This window comes from Palleronia aestuarii, assembly GCF_003253995.1.
Classification (GTDB): Bacteria; Pseudomonadota; Alphaproteobacteria; order Rhodobacterales; family Rhodobacteraceae; genus Palleronia; species Palleronia aestuarii.
This window is the reverse complement of sequence record NZ_QKZL01000021.1, coordinates 39,394-62,020: the sequence shown is the minus strand read 5'-3', so window position 1 is coordinate 62,020 and position 22,627 is coordinate 39,394. Positions and strand designations below refer to the sequence as shown.

At 64.9% G+C, this 22,627-nt stretch carries 25 protein-coding genes; 9 read left to right on the top strand and 16 right to left on the bottom strand.

Translation table 11 applies throughout. The annotated features are described in order from the left end of the window. A partial coding sequence (locus tag LX81_RS17140) for an EF-Tu C-terminal domain-related protein (protein WP_505804917.1) occupies positions 1 to 204 on the top strand: 204 nt, incomplete at its 5' end. 357 nt (positions 205 to 561) lie between these two features. Here the strand turns inward: LX81_RS17140 and LX81_RS17135 are convergent. The 7 genes from LX81_RS17135 to treY form a co-directional block, all read right to left on the bottom strand. Further along, entirely contained in the window at positions 562 to 942 is a 381-nt protein-coding gene (locus LX81_RS17135) for a Na+/H+ antiporter subunit G (protein ID WP_111538526.1), read from the bottom strand. A gap of 7 nt (positions 943 to 949) precedes the next feature. Beyond that, a complete protein-coding gene (locus LX81_RS17130; RefSeq protein ID WP_111538525.1) occupies positions 950 to 1,219 on the bottom strand; it encodes a K+/H+ antiporter subunit F in 270 nt (89 codons plus the stop codon). Then, positions 1,216 to 1,719 carry a Na+/H+ antiporter subunit E gene (locus tag LX81_RS17125; protein WP_211322803.1) on the bottom strand — a complete coding sequence of 168 codons (504 nt, stop codon included), beginning with the start codon at positions 1,717 to 1,719 and terminating at the stop codon, positions 1,216 to 1,218. The genes LX81_RS17130 and LX81_RS17125 overlap by 4 nt, the downstream gene beginning before the upstream one ends. A 1-nt stretch (position 1,720) precedes the next feature. Continuing rightward, positions 1,721 to 3,340: a monovalent cation/H+ antiporter subunit D gene (locus tag LX81_RS17120; RefSeq protein WP_111538524.1), complete on the bottom strand. Its 1,620-nt coding sequence runs from the start codon at positions 3,338 to 3,340 to the stop codon at positions 1,721 to 1,723. Continuing rightward, positions 3,337 to 3,687, bottom strand: a complete 351-nt coding sequence (locus tag LX81_RS17115) for a Na+/H+ antiporter subunit C (protein WP_111538523.1) — start codon at positions 3,685 to 3,687, stop codon at positions 3,337 to 3,339. The genes LX81_RS17120 and LX81_RS17115 overlap by 4 nt, the downstream gene beginning before the upstream one ends. A gap of 1 nt (position 3,688) precedes the next feature. Then, positions 3,689 to 6,553 (bottom strand): monovalent cation/H+ antiporter subunit A, encoded by a 2,865-nt coding sequence (locus LX81_RS17110; protein ID WP_111538522.1) that lies wholly within the window; start codon positions 6,551 to 6,553, stop codon positions 3,689 to 3,691. A gap of 141 nt (positions 6,554 to 6,694) precedes the next feature. Further along, a complete protein-coding gene (gene treY, locus LX81_RS17105) occupies positions 6,695 to 8,863 on the bottom strand; it encodes a malto-oligosyltrehalose synthase (protein ID WP_111538521.1) in 2,169 nt (722 codons plus the stop codon). A gap of 148 nt (positions 8,864 to 9,011) precedes the next feature. Here treY and LX81_RS17100 point away from each other — a divergent pair, with 148 nt between their 5' ends. Continuing rightward, entirely contained in the window at positions 9,012 to 9,986 is a 975-nt protein-coding gene (locus LX81_RS17100) for a zinc transporter ZntB (protein ID WP_234822670.1), read from the top strand. A gap of 7 nt (positions 9,987 to 9,993) precedes the next feature. On the opposite strand, the gene metG is transcribed toward LX81_RS17100, so the two are convergent. Next, positions 9,994 to 11,709, bottom strand: a complete 1,716-nt coding sequence (metG, locus tag LX81_RS17095) for a methionine--tRNA ligase (protein ID WP_111538520.1) — start codon at positions 11,707 to 11,709, stop codon at positions 9,994 to 9,996. 186 nt (positions 11,710 to 11,895) lie between these two features. Between metG and LX81_RS17090 the strand changes: the two genes are divergently transcribed. Then, complete coding sequence (locus tag LX81_RS17090; protein ID WP_111538533.1) at positions 11,896 to 12,591, top strand: esterase/lipase family protein; 696 nt, start codon at positions 11,896 to 11,898, stop codon at positions 12,589 to 12,591. A 9-nt stretch (positions 12,592 to 12,600) separates the two neighbouring features. Here LX81_RS17090 and LX81_RS17085 read toward each other — a convergent pair whose 3' ends face one another. The 3 genes from LX81_RS17085 to LX81_RS17075 all read right to left on the bottom strand — a co-directional run bounded on the left by LX81_RS17085 (position 12,601) and on the right by LX81_RS17075 (position 14,414). After that, positions 12,601 to 13,668: a 5-(carboxyamino)imidazole ribonucleotide synthase gene (locus LX81_RS17085; protein ID WP_111538519.1), complete on the bottom strand. Its 1,068-nt coding sequence runs from the start codon at positions 13,666 to 13,668 to the stop codon at positions 12,601 to 12,603. After that, positions 13,661 to 14,146, bottom strand: a complete 486-nt coding sequence (gene purE, locus LX81_RS17080; protein ID WP_111538518.1) for a 5-(carboxyamino)imidazole ribonucleotide mutase — start codon at positions 14,144 to 14,146, stop codon at positions 13,661 to 13,663. Before purE ends, LX81_RS17085 begins: the two co-directional genes overlap by 8 nt. A 67-nt stretch (positions 14,147 to 14,213) precedes the next feature. Further along, the gene (locus LX81_RS17075; RefSeq protein WP_111538532.1) at positions 14,214 to 14,414 is read right to left on the bottom strand and encodes a YdcH family protein; all 201 of its coding nucleotides are present in this window, start codon (positions 14,412 to 14,414) and stop codon (positions 14,214 to 14,216) included. A gap of 184 nt (positions 14,415 to 14,598) precedes the next feature. Between LX81_RS17075 and LX81_RS17070 the strand changes: the two genes are divergently transcribed. Beyond that, on the top strand, positions 14,599 to 15,045 hold the full coding sequence (locus LX81_RS17070; protein ID WP_111538531.1) for an Hsp20 family protein: 447 nt from the start codon (positions 14,599 to 14,601) through the stop codon (positions 15,043 to 15,045). Beyond that, the gene (locus LX81_RS17065; RefSeq protein ID WP_111538517.1) at positions 15,042 to 15,275 is read left to right on the top strand and encodes a DUF1150 family protein; all 234 of its coding nucleotides are present in this window, start codon (positions 15,042 to 15,044) and stop codon (positions 15,273 to 15,275) included. Before LX81_RS17070 ends, LX81_RS17065 begins: the two co-directional genes overlap by 4 nt. Before the next feature lie 9 nt (positions 15,276 to 15,284). Here LX81_RS17065 and LX81_RS17060 read toward each other — a convergent pair whose 3' ends face one another. Together LX81_RS17060 and LX81_RS17055 are read right to left on the bottom strand one after the other, a co-directional pair. Then, positions 15,285 to 15,821, bottom strand: a complete 537-nt coding sequence (locus LX81_RS17060) for a P-loop NTPase family protein (protein ID WP_146259464.1) — start codon at positions 15,819 to 15,821, stop codon at positions 15,285 to 15,287. 275 nt (positions 15,822 to 16,096) lie between these two features. Next, positions 16,097 to 16,621: an SH3 domain-containing protein gene (locus tag LX81_RS17055; RefSeq protein WP_234822669.1), complete on the bottom strand. Its 525-nt coding sequence runs from the start codon at positions 16,619 to 16,621 to the stop codon at positions 16,097 to 16,099. Between the two features lie 103 nt (positions 16,622 to 16,724). On the opposite strand from LX81_RS17055, the gene LX81_RS17050 reads away from it, so the two are divergent. Beyond that, a complete protein-coding gene (locus LX81_RS17050; protein ID WP_111538515.1) occupies positions 16,725 to 17,711 on the top strand; it encodes a 2-hydroxyacid dehydrogenase in 987 nt (328 codons plus the stop codon). Here the strand turns inward: LX81_RS17050 and LX81_RS17045 are convergent. Further along, positions 17,708 to 18,445 carry a hypothetical protein gene (locus LX81_RS17045; protein WP_146259463.1) on the bottom strand — a complete coding sequence of 246 codons (738 nt, stop codon included), beginning with the start codon at positions 18,443 to 18,445 and terminating at the stop codon, positions 17,708 to 17,710. The genes LX81_RS17050 and LX81_RS17045 overlap by 4 nt on opposite strands. 124 nt (positions 18,446 to 18,569) lie before the next feature. On the opposite strand from LX81_RS17045, the gene LX81_RS17040 reads away from it, so the two are divergent. Further along, a complete protein-coding gene (locus LX81_RS17040) occupies positions 18,570 to 18,797 on the top strand; it encodes a CsbD family protein (protein WP_373280294.1) in 228 nt (75 codons plus the stop codon). 193 nt (positions 18,798 to 18,990) lie between these two features. On the opposite strand, the gene panB is transcribed toward LX81_RS17040, so the two are convergent. Together panB and panC are read right to left on the bottom strand one after the other, a co-directional pair. Then, on the bottom strand, positions 18,991 to 19,806 hold the full coding sequence (gene panB / locus LX81_RS17035) for a 3-methyl-2-oxobutanoate hydroxymethyltransferase (RefSeq protein WP_111538512.1): 816 nt from the start codon (positions 19,804 to 19,806) through the stop codon (positions 18,991 to 18,993). Then, on the bottom strand, positions 19,803 to 20,651 hold the full coding sequence (panC, locus tag LX81_RS17030) for a pantoate--beta-alanine ligase (protein ID WP_111538511.1): 849 nt from the start codon (positions 20,649 to 20,651) through the stop codon (positions 19,803 to 19,805). The genes panB and panC overlap by 4 nt, the downstream gene beginning before the upstream one ends. 198 nt (positions 20,652 to 20,849) lie before the next feature. Here panC and rpsD point away from each other — a divergent pair, with 198 nt between their 5' ends. Together rpsD and LX81_RS17020 are read left to right on the top strand one after the other, a co-directional pair. After that, positions 20,850 to 21,470, top strand: coding sequence for a 30S ribosomal protein S4 (rpsD, locus tag LX81_RS17025; protein ID WP_111538510.1), 621 nt, complete (start codon positions 20,850 to 20,852; stop codon positions 21,468 to 21,470). A 335-nt stretch (positions 21,471 to 21,805) separates the two neighbouring features. Beyond that, positions 21,806 to 22,516, top strand: coding sequence for a DUF4396 domain-containing protein (locus LX81_RS17020; protein WP_111538509.1), 711 nt, complete (start codon positions 21,806 to 21,808; stop codon positions 22,514 to 22,516). Positions 22,517 to 22,627: the final 111 nt, after the last annotated feature.

Here is a 22,627-nt window from a genome sequence, read left to right as displayed (position 1 = left end):
CGTCCGCAATTCTACTTCCGCACGACGGACGTGACCGGGACGGTGCAGCTTGCCGAGGGCACCGAGATGGTGATGCCGGGCGACAACGTGTCGTTTGGGGTTGAGCTGATCGCGCCGATCGCGATGGAGGAGAAGCTGCGCTTCGCCATCCGCGAAGGCGGCCGCACCGTGGGCGCGGGCGTAGTGTCGAAGATCCTCGAGTGATCTGATCCACCCCGCAAGGTCCCGGGTCCGGCCCGGGGCAGCCTTGCGAACCGCTCGGCCCAGCCGGGCGTACGACAGACGCATCCGCTATATGGCGGATGTGATCCATTCGGTCCGAAGGAGCGCTGACGCACGGTATCGCGACGTGCTCCATCGAGACACGTTTGCCGCGTACCGCCACGATTCTGCGATCTCTCTAGTCGCATCGGCGTCGTTTCCAGACCGCATCACTCATCCAAGCTCACAGACGCGCCGCGCCACCTCAACGGCAGGGCTGCTGATTCGTTTCTTTAAATGTAGGACGGAACGTCTGTCGGATACCCTGAGCCGTAATCGACGGGTAACGTCGGTCGCGGCCTAGCGGAGACCTTCGGAAGGTTCGATCTTCTGGTCCGGGGGGGCGTCGAGAGTCGCCCATTCGGTTCCCTCCGGGAGCGGGGGGAGGGCATCGACGTTCGAGCGGCGGTGGATATGGACCTTGGCAATGAAATTTGCCGAAATCGGCGCCGTGACGAAGAGGAACGCCATCACCAGAACCTCGTGGAGCGAGGGCTCGCGATGAGCGAAGGCGTCGATCATGGAGGCGAGGAGAAGCGATCCCACCCCGAGCGTCGATGCCTTCGTCGGTGCGTGCAGACGCGCCATGGGAGATTTGAGCTTCAGCAGTCCAACCGATCCGACGAGCGTGAAGAAGGCGCCGATGATCAGGATGACGACGATGAGCACGTTGATCAGCATGACGTCCTCACTCGATGATATCGCCGCGGAGGACGAACCGTGCCAAGGCGACGGTGGAGACGAAACCGAGCATCGCAATGATAATCGCGCTCTCGAAATAGACCTGGGTCCCCCAGTAGAATCCCACGAGCACGATGAGCGCGATCGCGTTAATGACCATCGTGTCGAGGGCGAGAATCCGGTCTCCGATCTCGGGCCCGAGGATCAGGCGCACCATCGCGAGCACCTGCGCCAGCCCGATCGCGCCGAACGCGATGTAGAGGGCGATGTCGATCATTCGAAAAGCTCCTTCAGGCGGCGTTCGTAGCGGGATTTGATCTCGTCGCGGACCGCGTCCGGATCGGGGGCATGGAGCGCGTGGACGAGCAGCTCCGTACCGTCGGAGGAGAGGTCCGCGCTGACCGTCCCGGGTGTGAGAGTGATCGTGCCCGCGAGGATGGTGATGGCTTCTGGCTTGCGCAGATCGAGCGGTATGCGGACCCAGGCCGACTTCATGTCGGCATTGCTCTTGAAGAGAATGATCCGGGCCACCACGACATTCGCGACGATAATGTCCCAGAGCACGATGAATATGTAGACCAGCATGCCCCATGGCTGCGGCACCGATGGGCGATCCGGCCAGTAGGGGGCCGTCACCGCGGGGATGACGAGCCCGAGGATCGCGCCGAAGACGATGGCCCCGGGTCCGATCGTGTTGTTCAGCAGACACCAGACCACGACGAGCAGGAGCGTGAGCATCGGGTGCGGCAGAAGGCGCTTGAAGATGTGGCGCGTCATCTCAATGCTCCTCGTCCGGTGTCGGTGGCGCGTCGCCCTCCGCGCTTTCGTAGCCATGGGTGATCGTTTTGCCCGGTGTCTCCATCACTGTCGAGATATAGGGCTCCGGCGCGAAAAGCTGGTCGGACGTGGCCATGAGCGTCCGCTGCAAAGGGCCGGCGAAGACCGTCGCCGCGACCGACGCGGCGATCAGGAGCCCGATCGCCACCATCTGCATCACGGCCGGTGGGGCGGCGGGATCGGCGACGTTTCTCTCGCCGGCTTCCGTTTCCTCGCCGGGATGTCCGATGGCGACCTCGTGCGATTTCCAGAAGATTTCCGAGCCACCTCGCGAGAAGCCGACGATCGCCACGAGGGAGGAGGCGAGGATGACGGCCCAGGCCCATCCGAACCACGCGACGTCGCGCACCGCGTCCATGACGAGGAGCTTGCCGAGAAATCCCGAAAGCGGCGGCAGCCCGCACATGATGATGGCGCCAACGAAATAGGCGCCCGCGACCATCGCGCCGCCCTGCATCGGGTTCGTGGGATCAAGCCGTCCCGCGACCTCGCCACGTCGCTCCCGAACGAGGTCGACGACGAGGAACAGGACGGCCGCCGCGAAGGTCGAATGGACCGCATAATAAAGCGCGGCGGCGATACCCTGCGGCGTGAACGCGGCGACGGCTATGAGCATCATGCCCATCGAGCCCACGGCCGAGAAAGCCACAAGCCGCCCGACCTCCCGTGCGCCGAGCACCCCGATCATGCCGATCGCTAGCGTCAGCAGCGCCGCGGGCAGAAGCCACGTGTCGAAGAGCCCGTTCGTCAGGGAAAGTTCGGGCGGAAAGACCAGCGTGTAGAAGCGGATGATGCCGTAGGCACCGACCTTCGTCATGATCGCGAAGAGCGCCGCGACGGGGGCCGGGGCTTCGGCGTAGCTGCCCGGAAGCCAGAAATGCAACGGCAGGATCGCCGCCTTGATCGCGAACACCGCCAGCAGCAGCACGGAGGCCACCCGGATGCCTGCAGAGGCGTCGGGATCGATCGCCGCGACCCGGACTGCGAGGTCCGCCATGTTGAGGGTGCCCGTCTCCGCGTAGATCGTGCCGAGAGCGAAGAGGAAGAGCGTGGAGCCCAGGAGGTTGTAGAGAACGTACTGTGTCCCGGCCCGAAGCCGTGCCGATCCTCCGGCATGGATCATCAGCCCGTAGGAGGCGATGAGCAGGATCTCGAAGAACACGAACAGGTTGAATGCGTCGCCGGTCAGGAACGCCCCCATGATCCCCATCAGCTGGAACTGGAAGAGCGCATGGAAATGCCGCCCCCGCGCATCCCAGCCGGAGCCGATCGCGTAGAGCACGACCGGGACGGCGAGGAGAGCCGTGAGAAGCACCATGAGCGTGCTGAGCCGGTCGGCGACCAGTACGATCCCGAATGGCGCGGCCCAGTCGCCGAGTTGGTAAAGCGAGATCGTCCCGTCGGAGGCGCGCCAGAACAGACCGAGGGCGAGCACCAGGAGCGCCAGCGTACCCGCCATTGAGAAGACCCGCGCGAGAGACAGGTGAAACCGGGTGGCGAGCACGATGATCGCGCCGAGCATCGCCGGAAGCACGACGGGAAGGACGGTCCAATGGGTCATCGCGCGCCTCCGGGTCCATCCCCATCAGGGGGCGTATCGACGAGGTCGTCCTGGCAGGCGAGCCAGCTTCCGAGCGCGATGATCACCACGACCGCCGTCATCCCGAAGGAAATGACGATCGCCGTCAGGACCAGGGCCTGCGGAAGCGGATCCGCGTAGTGCGACACCCCGTCCTGGAGCACCGGTGCGGCGTTGAGGGTGAGCCGGCCGGAGATGAAGAGAAAGGCGTTCACGGCATAGGTAAGCAGCGAAATCCCGATGATGACGGGGAACGTCCTCTGCCGAAGGACAAGGTAGATGCCGGCGGCGGTGAGCACACCGATCGCCGATGCGACGAGAAATTCCATGTCAGGCTCCCTCCGCCGCTCGGGTCGCTTCACGGGACGGGTCGATATCCATCGGGTGCTCGCTCACCTCCGTATCGGCGCGGCGTCCGAGCCGCGAGAAACTCTCGAGTGACAGCATCACCGCACCCACCACGGCGAGGAAGACGCCGAGATCGAAGGCCATCGCCGTCGCGAGTTCGAATTTCTCGAAAGGCGGGATGCGGAAATAACCGAAGGCCGAGGTCAGGAAGGGCTCGCCCACGAACCACGATCCGATACCGGTCAGCCCCGCGATCAGGACGCCCGCGCCGACGATCCCGTGATAGGGGAAGCGCTGGCGCTTCTCCGCCCAGGCGAAGCCGCTCGCCATGTACTGCATCACGACAGCGATCGCGACGATCAGGCCGGAAATGAAGCCGCCGCCGGGCTCGTTATGGCCGCGCAGGAAGATGTAGAAGCCCACGAGGAGGATGACGGGCATGATCACGCGGGTGAGGACCACCATCATGAGCGGGTGGGCGTCGCCCGCCTTCGGTGTCTCGTAACCGCGGTTCAGGAGCCGCGCGCGTGCCGTGCTGGACAGGATCGTCTCCGTCAGCGCGTAGATGACGAGCGCCGCGATGCCGAGCACGGTTATCTCCCCGAACGTGTCGAAGCCGCGGAAGTCCACGAGGATGACGTTGACGACGTTGGTGCCGCCGCCGCCCACGTAGGAATTCTGCAGGTGATAGTCGGAGATCGGCGCTTCAACGGGACCGGTCAGAAGCACGGCATAGGTCAACATCGCGACCGCGCCGCCGCCCACCACCGCGATCGCGGCATCCCGCGCCCGCCTTGGCAGGGTCGATTCCCTCGGGCTGTAATCGGGCAGGAAGTTCAGCGCGAGCAACAATAGGATGATCGTCACGACCTCCACGGAGATCTGCGTGAGCGCAAGGTCGGGGGCGGAGAAGTAGTTGAATGCGACCGAGACCATGAGTCCGATGATGCCCATGAGGATGAGCACGGCGAGGCGGTTGCGGTGATAGGCGACGAGGAATCCCGCCGCGGCGATCAGCATGCCCCAGGCCGCAAGCGCGTTTGCGGTGATGGGCAGGCTCGCTCGGCTCTCGGCCGCCGGCTCGCCGCCGATCCAGGCGTAGACGCCGACCACCACGACCGTCACGACGAAGATCGCGGCGAAGCGGGTGAAGCTGCCGTCGTGGAGACGTCCGGTCACGGTGCGGGCGACGGTCACGCAACCGGCGATCACCGCGTCGAAGATCCCCTTCGCCTCCGGCCGCGGCATAGTCTCCCAGGCGCGCGAGAGCGGTGCGAACGCCATAAGGAGAAGCGCGCCGCCGACGACTGCGATGGCCGACATCAGGAGCGGGATCGTGAAGCCGTGCCAGATCGCGAGGTGATATCCTTCGGGGATCTCGGCCGTGCCGCCGAGGACGGCCTCGGTCACGAAGAAGACGAAAGGCTCCACGAGGAAGGGCAGGAGGCCGATTCCCACGACGGGAATGATGAGGATCGCGGGCGGGATCCAGAGCTTCGCGCCCGGATCGTGGGGCTTTGCCGGGTAATCGTCACGAACCGGCCCGAAGAAGGTATGGAAGATGAAGCGGAACGAATAGGCGGCGGAGAAGAGCGCGCCGAGGGTCGCCGCCGCGGGGACGAACCAATGGGTGCCGAAGAAGGAGGTATGAAGCGCCTCCTCGAGCATCATCTCCTTCGACAGGAAGCCGTTGAGAAGAGGGAATCCCGCCATGGCGAGTGCTGCGAGCGTCGCGATCACGAAGGTCACGGGCATGAGCGTGCGAAGCCCGCCGAGGCGACGGATGTCGCGGGTATGCGCCTCGTGGTCGATGATGCCCGCGGTCATGAAGAGCGCGCATTTGAACGCTGCATGGTTGAGGATGTGGAACACCGCGGCAAGCGCTCCGAACCCCGTCCCTGTGCCGAGGAGGAACGTGATGAAGCCCAGGTGACTGACCGTGGAGAAGGCGAGGAGGGCCTTCAGATCGTGCTTGAAGAGCGCGATAACGGCGCCGATCACCATCGTTGCGAGCCCCGCGCCCGAGACGAGCCAGAACCATGCGTCGCTACCGGAGAGGACAGGCCACATCCGTGCCATGAGGAAAATCCCCGCCTTCACCATCGTCGCGGAGTGGAGATAGGCGGATACGGGCGTGGGCGCCGCCATCGCGTGCGGCAACCAGAAATGAAAGGGAAACTGCGCCGATTTCGTGAAGCAGCCAAGGAGAATCAACAGGAGCGCCGGGATGTAGAGGGGCGACGCCTGGATCAGATCGCGGTTCTCGAGGATGACCGTCAGGTCGTAGCTGCCGACGATCTCGCCCAGAAGCAGCATCCCGCCGATCATGGCGAGCCCGCCCATCCCGGTGACCGTCAGAGCCATCCGCGCGCCCTGCCGGCCTTCGGGCAGGTGCTTCCAGAACCCGATGAGCAGGAAGGAGGAAAGCGAAGTGAGCTCCCAGAAGACCAGCAGCATCAGGATGTTGTCGGAAAGCACGATGCCGACCATCGCGCCCTGGAAGAGCAGCAGATAGGTGAAGAACTCACCCATATTGTCGTCGCGGGAGAGATACGAGCGGGCATAGGCCACGATGAGGAGCCCGATCCCGAGGATCAGCCCGGCGAAGAAGAGGCCCAGCGGATCGAGGAAGAGGTTCGCGTTCATACCGAGGCCCGGCAGCCATTCGACACGGGCCGTGACCGTCTCGCCGCGGAGTACCGCCGGCGCCTGGCTCACGAGGCCTACGAAGGCCGTCAAGGTGACCAGAAAGGTCGCGGAGAAGCAGGCCTGACGGCCTGCCTTTATCATGAGGCCCGGGAGAAGGGCGCCCAGAAAGGGCAATGCGACGATCAGGAATAGCGACATGGGGGGACTATCCGCAAACGCCGCCGGATGGGCAATGCCCCCCACCCCCCGGCCTGACGAATTTTTGACCTATCGTCATCCGTCGCGGCGGACCGGTCCGCCGCGGTATCGGGGCATTGGGCCGGCAGAACCCTCTAGGCGTCAGCCGCCTTCGACGATCCGCACCCGCTTCGTGCCGTCCGCGTCGCCCAGATCGGCCTCCACGGCGATCGTCCGCCTGTCGCCGGTCCGTGTCAGCCGCAGCATGTCGCGGGTCCCCTCCACCGCGAAGGCCGCGTGTTCGAAGAAGGCCGGATCCTCGCGCCGGAGCGCGATGAGATCACGGCTCAGTCGCGCCTTGTCGCCGTGCAGGTCGGTCCGATCGAGAAGCGCGCGCTGCGTGTCCGGATCGACCGGACGGCGATTGTCCGGGTCCGTCAACGACAGATCGCGACCAAGGCAGCCCTGATAGAAGTCGGGAACGCCCGGCATCATCACCTTCAGAGCAAGCTGCACGAGAGAAAGCCGCGCACCGACCTCGACGAGTTCGCGGAGCGCCTCCGGTTCCGCCTTTCGCCAACCCGCGACGAGTCCCGCTACCCAGTCGCCCGCGGCTTCTTCGGCGTCTTCGTCGGGCTGGGTCCAGTTCGACGTCGTCTTCGCCTCCCGCATCGCCTTCATCGTATGGTCGCGGAGCCGTTGCTCGAGATCGGAATCCTCCGGGTCCCAGATGGCCAGCGCGGATTGCAGCAGATACCAGCGCCGGTTCGGCGTTACCGCGTCCGAAGGCGGGGCCGCCTTCCACAGCGCCGCGAACGCGTCGGGGCAGCGGCTGATCGCGACGAGCCGCATCCGGGCGTCCTCGGACCTCTTCGTGTCGTGCGAGGATGTCAACGTCAGGGCGAGGGGCGTCCGGTCGGCGCACCACGCGGTAAAGCCCGCGGCGTCGGTCGATACCTCCGCCGGATCGGCGCCGACCTCGTTCGCGGCGAGATAAGCGTTCCAGCGAAAGCCCGCCGTGTCCTCGTGCGCCTTGGCGAGCAGCGCCCCCGTCACCTGCTGGAACCGCACCGTGAACGTGGGGGCTTCGCCCGGCGTCACGATCGCGTCCGTGAGGGCGTCGACCGTGTCCCGCACGCGCACCCATTCGGCGGCGTGATCGGCGACCTTCCGCATCAGCGCGGCATCGGCTCCGGACACGTGATCGTCGGTGATGTAGGTCCGGTAGCGCGGAAAGGCGCGCAGGAGCGCCATCACAGCCTCGCGCCGCGTCTCCGCGCCCGCATCGGGCACGACTTCGCCCGCGAGCGCGATAAGCTGGTGCAGTTCCGCGGCGAGTTCGTCGGTCATGACCTCGCCCTTCGCCCATTCGAGCGCGCCCTCGAAGTCGCTGTCGATCCCCGCAACCTCCTGCCATTGCTCGACGAGCCGGGCATGGCCCTCCGGGTCGGTCAGCAGCATCGCGATACGCCGCCCCGCCTCATAGCCGGTCGTCCCTTCGACGGGCCAGTCGGGCAGGGTCTCGTCGCCCGTCAGGATCTTCTCCACCCAGATCGGCGTGTCGGGCAGCCGCTTTCTCAGTCGCTCGAGATATTCGGTCGGATCGGCGAGCCCGTCGATATGGTCGAGCCGAAGTCCGTCGACGAGCCCGTCCTTCGACAGTCGGATCGGCAAGGCGTCCATGTCGTCGAACACGTCCGGATCCTCGACTCGCATGCCGATGAGGTCGGTCACATTGAAGAACCGGCGGTGGGTGACGCTGTCGCGGCCGTGGTGCCAGTGGACGAGGCGCCAGTGCTGCGCCGCATGGAGCGTCTCCAGATCGTCCGTCTCGGGCCCGTCGGGGCGGAGCGGATAGGCCTTGTCGTGGGCGATCATCGCGTCATCCTCGACCCGGATCTCTCCCGCAGCCACCATATCCTCGAATGTCTCCCCAAGTGTCGGGATGATCAGCGGTCCCGCCGCCCAGTCGATGTCGAAATGCTTCGCATACCTGCTTGCGGGTCCATGACGCAGCACGTCGCGGAGCCATGGGTTCTCCACGGAGAAGGCGGTGTGATTGGGCACCATGTCGATGACGAGGCCGATCCCCGCTTCCCCCGCCCGCCGCGAGAGCCGCGTGAAACCTTCCTCCCCGCCGAGCACCGGATCGATCTCCGACGGATCGGTGATGTCGTAGCCATGCGTTGAGCCCGTCGCCGCGGTGAAGATCGGCGAGAGGTAGAGATGGCTGATCCCGTAGGCGCCGAGGAGCGGCAGGTACGACGCCGCGGCATCGAAATCGACATCGCCACGCAATTGCAGGCGGTAGGTGGCGACGAATGGTTTCATGTGTGCTCTTATCTCCATGGCGGCGGGCCGGTCCGGCACCGGCTTCGACGGTAAATCCGGTTCACCGGGCATCTTGTTCCATAAGGCGCGATGTTTCATCCCGTTGGCGCCACTTCCAAACCGACGAGACGACGGCTAGGTCTCGGAAATGGACACGCATATCGCTTTTGCCCTGCGCCTCGGCCCCGATCCGGAAGAGCGCAGGATGGAGGATCCGGAGGTCATCTCCGCGGCCCTGCGCGCGGACCCTCCGGCCTGGCTGCACCTTTCGGCAAACCACCCCGATACCCCGGCCTGGGTCGATGCGCATCTGGGCCATCTCGACCCGTCGATCCGCGCGGCGCTCGTCGAACCCGAGACCCGGCCGCGCGCCCTTCGGATAGGCGACGGGCTCCTGCTCTTCCTGCGCGGGATCAATTTCAACCAGGGCAGCGATCCGGAGGACATGATTTCGCTCAGGCTCTGGCTCGATCCGCGCTGCATCGTCTCTCTCTCGCGGAGGCCGCTGCGCTCTGTCGATGCGCTTGCGGAACGGATCGGAGAGGGGACCGGGCCGGAGCGGACCGGGGCGTTCCTCGCCGACTTGATCGACGAGCTCACGGACAGGATCGAGGTGCAGGTCAACGATCTCGACGATCGGACCGAGCAGCTCGAGGCCGACGTGATCGCCGGTCCGCATGCCGATCTCGGTGCGGAGGTGGCGGACCAGCGGCTGGAGCTGACGGAGCTGCGCCGCTATCTGCCGCCGCAGCGCGATGCGGTCCGTGATATCCTGCGCGCGCCCATGCCCTGGCTGACGGACGCGGACAGGCGCAAGCTCGGGGAGCAGGCCGATCAACTGACGCGCGTCACCGAGAGCCTGGAAGCGCTGCGCGAGCAGTTGCAGACGCTGCGCGACGAGCTCGAACGGGACCGCGCGGACCGGCTGAACCGCAACCTCTACGTCCTTTCTGTCATCTCCGCCGTGTTCCTGCCCCTGAGCTTCCTGACGGGTCTGATGGGCATCAATCTCGCGGGTATGCCGGGCGCCTCGTGGAGCCCGGCCTTCTGGACCTTCACGGGGCTTCTCGTCCTGCTCGGTATCGGCGCGCTCGGGATCCTGCGCTGGATGCGGATCCTCTGACGCGCGATCAGTCGCGTCGGCCGGAGAACCGTGTGGCCCAGTCGTCGCGCTCCGCGTCCGTGATCTTCGCGAAAAGGTTCTCGGGCACCGTGAAGAGCTGACCTTCCGCCATCGTCCGGAGCGCCTCGGAGAGATCGTCCGGCCAGTCCGCGCTTGCCCCCATCGCGTCGAGCATCTTGCCGGCGGCATCGGGGATGAAGGGCTGCGAGAGCACCGCGTAGAGCCGTACGAGGTTCAGCGACAACCGGATGATCGCCGCGGCCCGATCCTCGTCCTCCTTGATCGCGGCCCAGGGCGCCGCCGATTGGAGGTACTCGTTCCCGGCGACCCAGATCGCGCGCAATTCCGCCGCGGCCTTGCGGATCTCGATCGCCTCCATGTGCCGTTCGTAGGTGCGCACGCGCGTCTCGAGATCGGCGATCAGCGCCGCCTCCGCGGGGCCGTACGCGCCGCCCGCGGGCACGGCTTCTCCGAATTTCGAGCGGCAGAACTTCGTCACCCGGCTCACGAAATTGCCGAGCACGTCGGCGAGGTCGCGGTTCGAGGCGAGCTGGAAACTTTCCCAGGTAAACTCGGAATCCCCCGTCTCCGGCGCGTTCCTGAGCAGCCACCAGCGCCAGTAATCGGCCGGCAGGATCGACAGCGCCTGGTCCATGAAGACGCCGCGGCCCTGCGAGGTGGAGAACTGACCGCCGTCGTAATTGAGGTAGTTGAACGATTTGATGTAATCGACGAGCTTCCACGGCTCTCCGGAGCCCATGATCGTCACCGGGAACGAGAGCGTGTGGAAAGGCACGTTGTCCTTGCCCATGAATTGCACGTAGCGCACGTCGTCCGCGCCCGCATCGGTCCGCCACCAGCGATACCACTGCTCCTGCCCGAGGCCCTGCGCATCCGCCCATTCGTGCGCGGCGGCGATGTACTCGATCGGCGCGTCGAACCAGACGTAGAAGACTTTGCCTTCCATGCCCGGCCATTCTTCCGTCCCGCGCTTGACCGGCACCCCCCAGTCGAGATCGCGGGTGATGCCGCGGTCGCGCAGGCCCTCGCCGTCGTCGAGCCATTTCTTCGCGATTGAGGTCGTGAGCACCGGCCAGTCCTTCTGTCCGTCGATCCAGTCGCGCAGCCGGTCGCGCATCAGGCTCTGGCGCAGGTAGAGATGTGTCGTCTGCCGCGGCTCCAGGTCGGTCGATCCCGACACGGCGGAGCGCGGATCGATGAGGTCCGTCGGGTCGAGCTGCTTGGTGCAGTTCTCGCACTGATCGCCCCGCGCACGGTCGTAGCCGCAATTGGGGCAGGTCCCCTCGATGTAGCGGTCCGGCAGGAAGCGTCCGTCGGCGGGCGAATAGATCTGCGTCTCCGACACCTCCTCGATCAGTCCCGCGTCGAAAAGGCGTCCGGCGAAGTGCTGCGTGAGCGTGCGGTTCTGCGGCGAGGACGACCGACCGAACATGTCGAAGCTGAGCCGGAAGCCGTCGGAGAGATCCTTCTGCACCTGCCACATTTCGGCGCAATATTCCGCAACCGGCTTGCCCGCCTTCGCCGCGGCGAGTTCCGCCGGGGTGCCGTGCTCGTCGGTGGCGCAAAGGAACATCACCTCCCGGCCCCGCCCCCGATGGTAGCGCGCATGAAGGTCCGCGGGGAGCTGGCTGCCCACGAGGTTTCCGAGATGCTTGATGCCGTTGATGTAGGGGATCGCGGAGGTGATGAGGATGCGGTCCACTGGCAAGCTCCGAAATTTGGTGTCGGGCGGCGTCATAGACCAGCGGCGGCGCGGAAGCCAGCGGCGCCTCTCCCCCCGACCCTGCAGGATCGCGGCGCGTCATTCGCGATGCGGCGTGTGGATTCCGAAGCGTCACCGTGCCGGCTGCGACTGGCGGGAGACGGACGCGGGCGCTATCTGCATCTCATGCGCGCCCTATCTCTGCTCCTTCTCCTGTTCCTCGCCGCCGCCCCGGCGCGCGCTGCCGATCGCTGCGTGATTCTTCTGCACGGCCTCGCCCGTGGCGCCGCGTCGATGGACGTACTCGCCGAGGCGCTTCGCGAGGACGGATTCGATACGGTCAATGTCGATTACCCCTCGACGGAGGCGCCCGTGGCGGAGCTCGTCGAACGTGCGATCCCCGGCGCGGTCGAGGTCTGTGGCGACCGGGAGGTCAATTTCGTCGCCCATTCGCTCGGCGGCATCCTCGTGCGCGCCTGGCTCGCCGATCACCGCCCCGAGCGGATGGGCCGCGCCGTCATGCTCGGACCGCCCAATCACGGCTCGCAGCTCGTCGACACGTTCGACGACCTTCGCCCCTTCGAATGGATGAACGGTCCTGCGGGCATGCAGCTCGGCACCGGCCCCGACAGCGTGCCGAACCGGCTGGACCTGCCGCGGTTCGAACTCGGCGTGATCGCCGGAAGCCGCTCGCTGAACCCGTTCTATTCCACGCTCATCGACGGACCGGACGACGGCAAGGTCTCCGTCGCATCGACCCGGATCGAGGGGATGGACGACCATATCGTCTTGCCGGTGACGCATACCTTCATGATGATGAGCCCGCTCGTGATCGATCAGGTCATCCGTTTCCTCGAGACCGGGTCGTTCGACCATTCCTGATCCGCGGGGTCAGTCGATCCGCCGGTTCACGTGACCCATCTTCCGACCCGGACGACTTTCTGCCTTGCCGTAAAGATGCAGCGCCACGGCGGGATCGGCCGCGAGGGCAAGCGCCGTCTCGACCTCGTCGCCGATCAGGTTCTCCATGACGATGTCGCAGTGGCGCCGACCGTCGCCGAGGGGCCAGCCGGCCACGGCGCGGATATGCTGCTCGAACTGGTCGATCATCGTTCCGTTCTGCGTCCAATGCCCGGAATTGTGGACCCTCGGGGCGATCTCGTTCACCACGAGCCCGGTTTCGGTGACGAAGAGTTCGACGCCGAGCACGCCCACGTAATCGAGCGCGGTGAGGATCCGGCCCGCGAGCAGGACCGCATCGGTCGCCAAGGCATGAGAAATCTCCGCAGGGATCCGCGTCGTCTTCAGGATGCCGCCCTCGTGGTGGTTCTCGCCCGGATCGAAGCAGGCCACCTTTCCGTCGAGCCCGCGGGCGCCGATCACGGAGATCTCCCGCAGGAAATCGACGTGGCCCTCGAGTACGGCAGGCGCGCCGCCGATCGCCTCCCACGCCGCGCCGGCCTCCCCCGGCGTCGCGATCCGCGCCTGTCCCTTGCCGTCATAGCCGAAGCGCCGCGTCTTCAGGATCGCGGGCGTTCCGATCCGCTCCACAGCGCGCGCAAGCCCCTCCGCATCGTCGACCGCGGCGAAGGGCGCGCAGGTCAGCCCCAATTCCTCTAGCCAGGTCTTCTCCGTCAGCCGGTCCTGGCTCACGCGAAGCGCCTCGCGGCTCGGACGGATCGGCCGCGCCGCCTCGATCAGGTCGAGCGTTTCGGTGGGAATGTTCTCGAACTCGTAGGTGACGACATCCACCGCTGCGGCGAACGCCTTCAGGCTGTCGGCATCGTCATAGCCCGCGTGGGTCGCGGCCCGTGCCACGTCCCTTGCGGGGCAGGCGGGATCGGGGTCGAAGACATGGACGTGGAGCCCCAGCCGTGCCGCGGCGACGGCGAGCATGCGGCCGAGCTGTCCGCCGCCGAGGATGCCGATCGTGGCACCGGGTCGTAGCTGCTCAGACATCTTCCGGCACCTCCGGGATGGAATTCGAGAGGTCTGCGCGCCAGGCCTCCAGCCGCTCCGCGAGCGCCGCGTCCCCGAGAGCAAGGATCGACGCGGCCATGAGGCCGCCATTGGCCGCCCCCGCGGCGCCGATCGCCATCGTCGCCACCGGAAATCCGCGCGGCATCTGCACGATCGAATAGAGCGAATCGACGCCCGAGAGCGCGCGGGTCTGGACCGGCACGCCGATCACGGGAAGCCGCGTCTTCGACGCCATCATGCCGGGCAGATGCGCCGCCCCGCCGGCGCCCGCGACGATTACCTTAAGGCCACGTCCCGCCGCCTCCCGCCCGTAAGACCAGAGCCGGTCGGGCGTGCGATGGGCAGAGACGATTCGCGCCTCATACGAAATTCCGAGCGCGTCGAGGATCTCCGCCGCCTCCCGCATCGTCGGCCAGTCTGACTGGCTGCCCATGATGATGCCCACAACCGTGCTCATGCCCGTCCCCCGTTCGTCGCCGCAGGGACAATATCAGCCGATCCTGCCGCCGCAACGCAAAGCGAAGTCAGGCGATGATGTCCGGCAGGAGGCGATCTTCCAGCGCGGCGATCTTGTCCTTCAGGACCAGCTTTCGCCGCTTCAATCGCTGCAGCGTCAGCATGTCGGCCGTCCCGCGTGCCTGCAATGCCGCGACGGATTCGTCGAGATCGCGATGCTCGCGCCGAAGCACCTCGAGCCTGACGCGCAGGATCTCGTCCTCCATCATGCGATGGGTGTGATTGCGGGGCGCATCGTCCATGATGGTGATGATGCCCGAACCCCGACCCGCGGGCAAGCCACGGGCATCCGAGATCTCTTGTCGGCTGGCGTTTGAGGCCCCACATTGTCACCAGAGCCGTTGCCGCATGCGGGACGGAGCGCAACACGATCGCTTTGAGAAGGACGTGTCCATGACGAAGATCGGTCTGGGGGGCCACCCGTTTCTGCTCGGGTTCGAGCAGCTCGAGCAACTGGTCGAGCGAACGGCAAGGTCAGACAGTGGAAACTACCCGCCTTTCAACATCGAGCAGGTGGATGAGAGGTCATATCGCATTTCGCTCGCCGTTGCAGGATTTGCACGGGAGGATTTGTCAATTACAATAGAGGACCGCCAACTCAGGGTGCGCGGCCGGCTGCCGGATCCCTCATCCGACCGGACGTTCTTCCACCGTGGCATCGCGTCACGGCAATTTCAGCGCAGCTTTGTTTTGGCACATGGTGTGGAAGTCGAAGGTGCCTTCATGAAGGACGGGTTGTTGCATATCGATCTGCTTCGTGCGCCAATCGAGCAGGTCGTCAAGACAATCGAAATCTCCCGTCCTCGTGGTGGGGATGATAACGATCGGGAGAAGTCATGAACGAGTTTCAGGATATCAAGATCGAGGATCGCGAGAAGATCGTGTACGTTCGATCGGTGGCCGTGGGCGATCTGCCCGATGATCTGCAGGCGCAGGTACATACCGAAGGACTGACGGAGCTATATGCGGTCCATAGCGCGGAAGGCGAACGCCTCGCTCTCGTGCGCGACCGCAAGCTTGCCTTCTTCGTCGCCCGACAAAACGACATGGCGCCCGTCAGCGTCCACTGAAGGACCGGCTCAGCGCCCGGGCGGCGAAGCGATCTGTCCCGGGTGCGAAAGTTGGGCTGCGTCCTTTTCGCCGGTCAATTGCGCGGCCCGCGAGAGAGTTACTCTTGCAAGTTCGTCGGGTGGGAGCGTTCCATCGAGCCTCAGCACTGGCGCGGTTTGCCCGTCGAGCCACAATTCATGCGAGACCCTGCAGGGTTTTCCCAGGTCCGGCAGGTCGTAGCTCCTCGTCCGCTCCAGAAACGCTTGGTGGATGTGGTACATGTCGCCGCCCTCTGCGATCCGTGCACCATGCAGCTTGCTCTCGCGATATCGCAGGCGCGTGAGCCGCGTCGCCGTATCGGCGGTAAGGAAAACGATCAGATGAACATCGTCCAGTACCTCTTCTCCCCATCCCACCACCGACCCTGACAACACCCAGCCTGCATCGGCCTGTGCGGTGCGCAGCAACGTCCGGCGCTCGGCCGGCGGACGGCGACGCGTGAACGGAATGGCCGCGCTTTTCCAGTAGAAGGCATCGGCGTCGAGATGCGGGCAATCGAGCGCCATGGCGAGGCGCCGGCCCAACGTGGTCGTGCCGCTGCACGCGGCGCCCATGACATGGATTCGGGCCTGCCCCTTCATAGGAGTGGACACGGCGCCGCGGAACGGCTTCCCGGATCTTCAACGCCAAACATGAAAGCCGCCGTTTCCAGCCCGATCGACCTCGAAGAGATGGCGGGGAGATCGTTCATGGTTGGCATAATCCGGTGAAGATGACCGCGAGCTTACCCGATCATTAAAACCACGCCAATGCTGCAAGCTGACCTTGCCGAGAACGCGGCCTAATCGATGATCTCGTCCGCCGCTACGCCCCATAGACCGTCCTTCCGCGCCCATCCGCGATAACCGCCAGCCATGAGGTGGCACCAGTCGATCGCGCAGCTTTCGATCCGGACGACGACCCCGCGGCCGGCCCGGGCATTCTCCGGCGCGGTGTCGAGGGGGCGCATCCGCAGCACGATCTGATCGCTTTCAACGAGCGCCGTCCGTTTTCCTGACAGGAGCGAGTAATGCACCCAGCCGCCTAGCCCGTCGCGATCCTCCACCCGGCGCCAATGGCCATGCTCCGCGACGATGCGCAACGGCAGGTCGCGACGCGTGTAAACCCAGTCGATACGGTGGGCCCGCGACGGTCCGCGGCGGACATTCGCTTCGGATGCCTTCACGGAAACGAATCTCGGCAGGGGAAGGTTCGTAACCGCGCCGCGCGTCGCCTCTGCGGCGAAACCCGCGGTCATCATCGACAAAACGAGCGCCGGGAGAAGCAATATCCGCGTCATGTCGTCCGCCTGCTCGATCTGCCACATCGCGGGTGGCGTCTTTATCCGGGGTCTTCCGGCTTGTGCCACGCCCCTTTACGGGTCACCTTGCATTCCGGAGATGCGGAAGGAAAGTCGCGGAGTACCTTATATGTCAGCCGATCGCCTAACTGTTGTCGTCACGCGACGGTTGCCCGATCCCGTGGAATCACGCCTGCGGGAGCTTTTCGACGCGGAACTCCGGACGGATGACCGGCCGATGACGCGGGAGGAACTGATCGACGCCGTGGGCCGCGCCGACGTGCTGGTCCCGACGATCACCGACCAAATCGATGCCGGCATTCTCGCGCGCGCTGGCGATCGGCTGAAACTGATCGCGCATTACGGCTCGGGCGTCGACAATCTCGATGTGGCGACAGCACGCGAACGGGGCATCCTCGTTTCGAACACGCCCGGCGTGACGACCGAGGATACGGCGGACATGGCGATCGCCCTGATGCTGGCCGTCACGCGCCGCATTCCGGAAGGCCTCACCGTGATGCAGAGCGATGCCTGGCATGGCTGGGCCCCCAACGCGCTTCTGGGTGGGCGGATTGCCGGTCGCCGGCTCGGGATACTCGGGATGGGGCGGATCGGTCGCGCGGTCGCGCGTCGCGCGCGTGTCTTCGGGATGCATATCCACTATCACAACCGCACGCCATTGCAGCCGCCGCATGTCGATGACCTGGAAGCGACGTATCACGACAGCCTCGACCATATGCTGTCTCGGGTCGACATCGTCTCGATCAATTGCCCGCATACGCCGAGCACGTTCCATCTCCTCAATGCCCGGCGGATCGGGCTCCTCAAGCCGGACGCGGTCGTGGTCAACACGTCGCGGGGAGAGGTCGTGGACGAGAACGCCCTCGCGCGTGCGCTTTCGGCGGGCGCGATTGCCGGGGCAGGGCTCGATGTGTTCGAGCACGGGACGGAGATCCATCCTCAGCTTCGCGCATTGCCCAACGTCGTGCTCCTGCCGCATATGGGATCGGCCACGCGAGAGGGCCGGATCGAGATGGGCGAGAAGGTGATCATCAACATCAAGACCTTCGCGGACGGCCATCGCCCCCCCGATCAGGTCGTGCCGTCGATGCTCTAGCCGAACGAGACGTCCTGATCCTCCGGGACGGCGGACGAAGAGCCGCCGGTATCCACGAACTGGATGAGCGCACAATACAGCAGCCGGGTGCGATCCGTGATCGGGGTCATCCGGCATTGAAGCCTTTGCGCTCCGCCCAGTGGATCCTCGACCTCGTAGGGAAAATCCTGCGGAACGCCGTCAAAGCACGCGACCAGACGCGCCCGCTTGTGTTGCTCGAACGCGCGGCGGCCGACGACCTCGGCCACATGAAGGCCCATCATGCCGATCGGCGTGGAGCGATGGCTCCGGGCGCAACTCTCGCTGGACCCCAGGATGTGGAATTGCTCATCAACGAGGGCGATCTTGTCGGGTGAACTGGAAACGAGTGCCGCCAGTTCCTCCGGGTCGAGGGCCGAACGGATCGGCCGGGCGGGCTGGAAGGACGCGTAGGGCTGGTCCGCCTCCACCGGCAGGTCCCGGTCGCGGTATTGTCGGGTCAATTTCATCGCGATTTCGAGCGCGCGATCTCCGTCGCCGGTCCGTTGTAAACTGGAGGAGCGTCGGACGAAGAAGCCCACCATGTCACGCAACTCGGCCTGCGACGTCGGAACGTAGGCTTCCAGTTCATCCATCAGGGACGAAGAACGGGTGAAAAGCGCGGCGTGGACCCGCGCGGAAGCGCCATGACGAATGGCAACAACAAGCTGTGCCTCGACCAATTTCATGGTCGTGGCCAATCTGCGAAAATACACGGTTCGATCCCCATCGAATTATTTCAAATTGAATAAGATAGAATCGTACCGTCAGGCAAAGAAAATGAATGGTTAATACCGCCCTGCCTCGGCGGAACCACGGTTTCTTCAATGAGTTGGCAAGGTGACTGTTGACGGAAGAAAAGGAAATACCATGAACTGGGATCAAGTCGAAGGAAATTGGAAACAATTTAAGGGTCGGGCACAGGAGAAATGGGGCCGACTCACGGACGACGATACCGATGTCGCGGCAGGCGATCGGGAGCGGTTCGAGGGAATTCTGCAGGAACGGTACGGCAAGACGAAAGAGGAAGCGCGGCGCGAGGTCGACGAATGGCTTGCTGAACATTGAGACACCGATCGTACCCGGCTCCGCGTTGGTCCCATTGCGGAGCCGGCACCCTTAATTCGGTGACTACTCGAGTCCGATGCCTCGAATTCGATTGAAGACAATCGTCGATCTCAAGGCGATTACCCTCCCGGATACGCGTTCAGATTGAAGCCTCGTCAATCCGTATATGCTCTGACGCACATTAGAATTTTTTTCACCGATATACCTGGTTGTCGTCGGGAAAAGTCCTTTCGCGAACGTCAGTAGCGTAAGCCTCTACCGCGCGTTCGATTTGCGCGCCGAGATCGCCATAGACCTTCACGAATTTCGGCGGCCTGGCATTGAGCCCGAGCATGTCTTCCAGCACCAGGATCTGCCCGTCGCAATGCGCGGAGGCTCCGATGCCGATCGTGGGGATCGGCACCGCTTCGGTAATCTCGCGCGCAAGCGGCTCGACCACCCCCTCGATCACGATCGCGAAGGCCCCGGCCTCCGCTACCGCCACCGCGTCGGCGATATGGTGCGGCCAGCTTTCCCGATCCCGGCCCTGCGTCCGGAATCCACCCATCGTGTGGGAGCTTTGGGGCGTGAGTCCGATATGGGCCATGACCGGAATACCGCGATCGGTGAGGAACCGGATCGTCTCGGCCATGCGGGCGCCGCCCTCAAGCTTCACGGCGCCGCACTGTGTTTCCTTCATCACGTGCGCCGCATTGCGGAACGCAGCGGCCGGGCTCTCCTCGTAGCTTCCGAACGGCATGTCCACGACGATCAGAGCGCGTCGCGTCCCCCGCACCACCGCGCGGCCATGCATGATCATGAGGTCCAGCGGGACGCCCACGGTCGTTTCCATGCCGTGCATCACCATTCCGAGGCTGTCTCCCACCAGGATGAAGTCCGCGTGCCTGTCGACGATCGCGGCGGTATGCGCATGGTAGGAGGTGAGGGAGACGATCGGCTGGCCACCCTTGCGGCCGGCGATCTCGGGCACGGTGATCCGGCGGACGGGTTTCGCGGTCTCGGTACTCATCGGGTTTCCTCCGGGTTCAGGACCTTGTTGTCGATCAGGAGCACGTCCCCGAACCGTGCCGCCAGAAGCGCGACGACGGGGCGCGTGGGGCGTCCGCGAACGGGAGCGAGCGTCTCTGCGTCGCGCAGGTCGATGGAGAGCAGCTCCGCCTCCGGGGCGGTGGCGATCCGGGCGCGCAGCCGGGCCGTGATCCGCGCGACGCTTGCACCACCCCGCGATAACGTTTCGGCCTCGAGAAGCGCGGCATGCAGGACAGGGGCCGCTGCCCGGGCCTCGGGCGACAATCGGACATTGCGCGAGGACATGGCCAGTCCGTCTTCCTCGCGAACGATTTCCACCCCGGTGATCCGGACGGGGACATCAAGGTCGCGCACCATGGTGCGGATGACCTGGACCTGCTGATAGTCTTTCCATCCGAAATACGCCGCGTCGGGCCGTGCGAGGTTGAAGAGCTTCAGGACCACCGTCGCCACGCCGCGGAAGTGACCGGGCCGAAGCCGTCCGATCAGGATCCGGGAGAGGCCCGTGGTTTCCACATGCGTCTGCGCGTCCTCGTGATACATCTCCTGCGCATCCGGGACGAAGACCGCGTCGACGCCCGCCGCCTCCAGCATCGCGAGATCGCGCTCGATCGCCCGGGGATAGGTATCGAGATCCTCGTTCGGCCCGAATTGCATGGGATTGACGAAGATCGTGGCGAGGACCGCGTCATTCTCGGAACGGGCGCGCGCGACGAGTGCCATGTGTCCGTCGTGAAGATACCCCATGGTGGGCACGAGCCCGACGCGACCCGCCATATCCGCTCGCGCCGCGCGCAATTCGGTTTTCGTGCGGCAGACGATCATGCAAATCCTCCTCGGATCGGGCCTGCCCCATACCGCGGCGCGTTCCCCGTTCCAAGCCGGTCGCGCGATGTTGACATGGGAGCGCGACCGCATATAAGGCGCCCTTCATTGGTGTTGGTGGACCCCGCGAGGGGAACCCTGTCAGGGCCTGAGGCCCAGAGGACAACGCCCTTTTGTGACCGCGAAAGGAGATCAGCCGTGACCAAACGCACGTCTGCCAAGTACAAGCTCGACCGCCGCATGGGCGAGAACATCTGGGGCCGCCCGAAGAGCCCCGTGAACCGCCGTGAATACGGCCCCGGCCAGCATGGCCAGCGCCGCAAGGGCAAGATGTCCGACTTCGGCATCCAGCTCCGTGCCAAGCAGAAGCTGAAGGGCCATTACGGCGACCTGACCGAGAAGCAGTTCCGCCGCATCTTCGCGGAAGCCGAGCGGGTCCGCGGCGATACCGGCGAGAACCTCATCGGCCTGCTGGAGCGTCGGCTCGACGCCGTCGTGTACCGCGCGAAGTTCGTCGCAACCGTTTTCGCCGCGCGGCAATTCGTGAACCACGGCCACGTCCTGGTGAATGGCCGCCGCGTGAACATCCCCTCCTATCAGGTGAAGGAAGGTGACGTGATCGAGGTGCGCCAGAAGTCGAAGCAGCTCGCCTCCGTGCTCGAAGCCGTTGGCCTGGCGGAGCGTGACGTGCCCGACTATCTCGAGGTCGACCATTCCAAGATGACCTGCACCTTCACCCGTACCCCGGGATTAGGCGACGTACCTTTCGCCGTGCAGATGGAGCCGAACCTCGTCATCGAATACTACGCCCAGAACTGATCGGCATCCGGAGGTGGCGCCAAGGCCGCCGACGGATATCAGCCGCATCATGCTCCCGCGGGAAACTGCGGGAGCATTCTTTTTTCTAAGCCATCGACGACGCGATCGAGAGGATTGCGCAAGCCCGTTCAACGCCTGTTCCACGTGATGATCCCGGGCGGTACGCCGCTGTCGCTTAAAAGCGGTCTGCGCAACAACCGTGTGCGGAACCGTACGGCGTCTATGCGGGTCTCGTGCGACATCACGTGGAGGTCGCGGCCTGCCCCATCGTGACTCCGGGGGAACTTCGATTACTTACGCCGTTTCCCTTCGAAAGAAGAAGAGAGGCCGTCACGATGATCCCCTACTGGCTGCACATCCTTGCACTCATCTCGGTCCTCGGTGGTTTCGTGTGCGCGGCAGTCGTCGCGCTCGATATCTGTGCCCATCCTCAGAAGATGAGGATCATGAACGTCGTGTGGCCGATCACGGGTCTCTTCGCCGGGCCGATCGGGCTGCTTTTCTATTTCCTGGCGGGGCGACGTGCGACGCAGGAGCGGGGCGAGACACCGCATCAGGCAGAGCTTCCGTTCTTCGTGAAGGTCGGCAAGGGCGCCTCGCATTGCGGCGCGGGCTGCACGCTTGGCGACATCCTTGCCGAATGGTTTGCCGTGCTCTTTCCCGGAATCGTCGCGTTGATGGGCTACGGCACGCTCTTCTCGGAGCGGATCTTCGCGATCTGGGTACTCGACTATATCCTGGCCTTTGCGATCGGTGTGGTGTTCCAGTACTTCACCATTGTGCCGATGCGCGGGTTGTCGCTGCTGCCGGGTCTCTGGGCTGCCGTCAAGGCCGACGCATTATCGCTTACCGCTTGGCAGGTCGGCATGTACGGCTTCATGGCGATCGCGCATTTTTGGATCTTCGGGCGGATCCTGGGTGTCGCGCTCGACCCGCTCTCGTTCGAATTCTGGTTCATGATGCAGATCGCGATGCTCTGCGGTTTCGCCACCGCGTATCCGGTGAATTGGTGGCTGATCCGCGCGGGACTTAAGGAGGCGATGTAACAGGCAGCACTGCACGTCCCGAGGGAGGTGCAGGTTGGAAAAAGGTTGACGCAACGTCGCGCGGCGCTTCACCATCGTGTGATCCGTCCCCGAGGCGGTCAAAGCGTCTTG